The following is a 1490-nucleotide window of genomic DNA, read 5'->3' on the forward strand; positions in this document are numbered from 1 at the left end:
AGAAAATGCGCGCTTTAGTCAAGGAAGAGCATGAAGGCGAAGAGTTGAAAGACATGACAGAGTTGCTTCTGTTGTACGCCGCGCGTGTTCAACTGGTTGAGAATGTGATTAAGCCAGCGCTTGCAAACGGACAATGGGTTGTTGGCGATCGCCATGACTTGTCATCACAAGCTTACCAAGGTGGTGGCCGTCAAATTGATGCGTCACTCATGAAAAACCTTCGTGACACCACGTTGGGTGACTTTAAGCCCGCATTTACCGTTTATATGGATATCGATCCTCGTATCGGTCTTGAGCGCGCTCGTGGTCGTGGTGAGCTAGACCGTATTGAAAAGATGGATATCAGCTTCTTCGAGCGCACTCGTGAGCGTTACTTGGAAATCGCCAATGCTGATCCGTCAATTGTTGTGATCAATGCAGAACAATCGATTGAAGAAGTGTCTCGTGATATTCAAGACGCCTTGAACGAATGGTTGTCTCGCCAGTAAGTAAAAAGCGAATATAGGTTACGCATGTTTAATGATTTTCCTTGGCTAAAGCCAGCATGGGAGAACCTCAAATCTGGGTTGGATTCAGATCGAATTCCTGGAGCTTTATTGCTGCAAAGTGATAAAGGCTTGGCAGTAGAAAAGCTTGTTGAGTTTTTTAGTCATGCACTTCTTTGTCAAAACTACCGCAGCGAAGCTTGTGGTTTCTGCCATAGTTGTCAACTGACGAAATCTCAAAGCCATCCAGATTTGCACTGGCTTGGGCCAGAGAAAGAAGGCAAGGCGATTACGGTTGACCAAATTCGCGCTTGCAATCGTCTAGCTCATGAATCTTCTCAGCTGAATGGTTACCGTTTGTTTGTGATTGAGCCAGCCGATGCGATGAATGAATCCGCTTCTAATGCGCTATTAAAAACGCTGGAAGAACCGGGCGAAAAATGTTTGTTTTTGCTGGTCACTCATAATCAAGAAAGATTGCTACCGACGATTCGTAGCCGATGCCAGCATTGGGTTGTGACGCCGCCTTCAACTGATCAAGCTATGCAGTGGATTGGGGAGCAAGGCTTGTCTCAAGTACCGGCTTTCGCACTGAAACTGAATATGGGTTCTCCATTAAAAACGCTTGAATCGTTGAAAAATGGTGAGCTAGAGGAGTATTCGGCTTTCGAACGTTGTTTGGTTGAAACACTGTTATCTCCGACGTCTGATGTATCCAAATGTGCATCGTTAATGGCAAAAAATCCAGACCAAGCGCTGGACTGGGCATGGTTGTTATTGACGGATGCTCAGAAGGCGCAGTTTGGTGTTGTAGATGAAGGCATACTGCCTGGTGTCGCGAAATTTCAGCCCCATCATTACGATGGGTTGTATGCATCAACAAAGAAACTCATGGAGCTCAAAGCGCAAATGCAAACCTTTCCGGGTTTGAACCTTGAGCTACTATCAATGAATTGGTTAATTGAATCACGAGAGGCATTATGTTCGTAGATTCTCATTGTCATT

Annotated in this window: 2 protein-coding genes; both read left to right on the forward strand. The window is 45.5% G+C overall.

Annotated features, from left to right (window positions below):
- The coding region (tmk, locus tag R7P67_RS24130; protein ID WP_318086231.1) for a dTMP kinase at window positions 1-488 on the forward strand (488 nt) is incomplete at its 5' end.
- A gap of 24 nt (window positions 489-512) precedes the next feature.
- Window positions 513-1475: a DNA polymerase III subunit delta' gene (locus tag R7P67_RS24135; protein ID WP_318086232.1), complete on the forward strand. Its 963-nt coding sequence runs from the start codon at window positions 513-515 to the stop codon at window positions 1473-1475.
- Window positions 1476-1490: the final 15 nt, after the last annotated feature.

Source organism: Vibrio sp. Vb0937 (assembly GCF_033338855.1).

Bases quoted from the DNA above. Each gene is read 5' to 3' on its own strand.
- R7P67_RS24135 (WP_318086232.1), top strand. From the start codon at position 513: ATGTTTAATGATTTTCCTTGGCTAAAGCCAGCATGGGAGAACCTCAAA.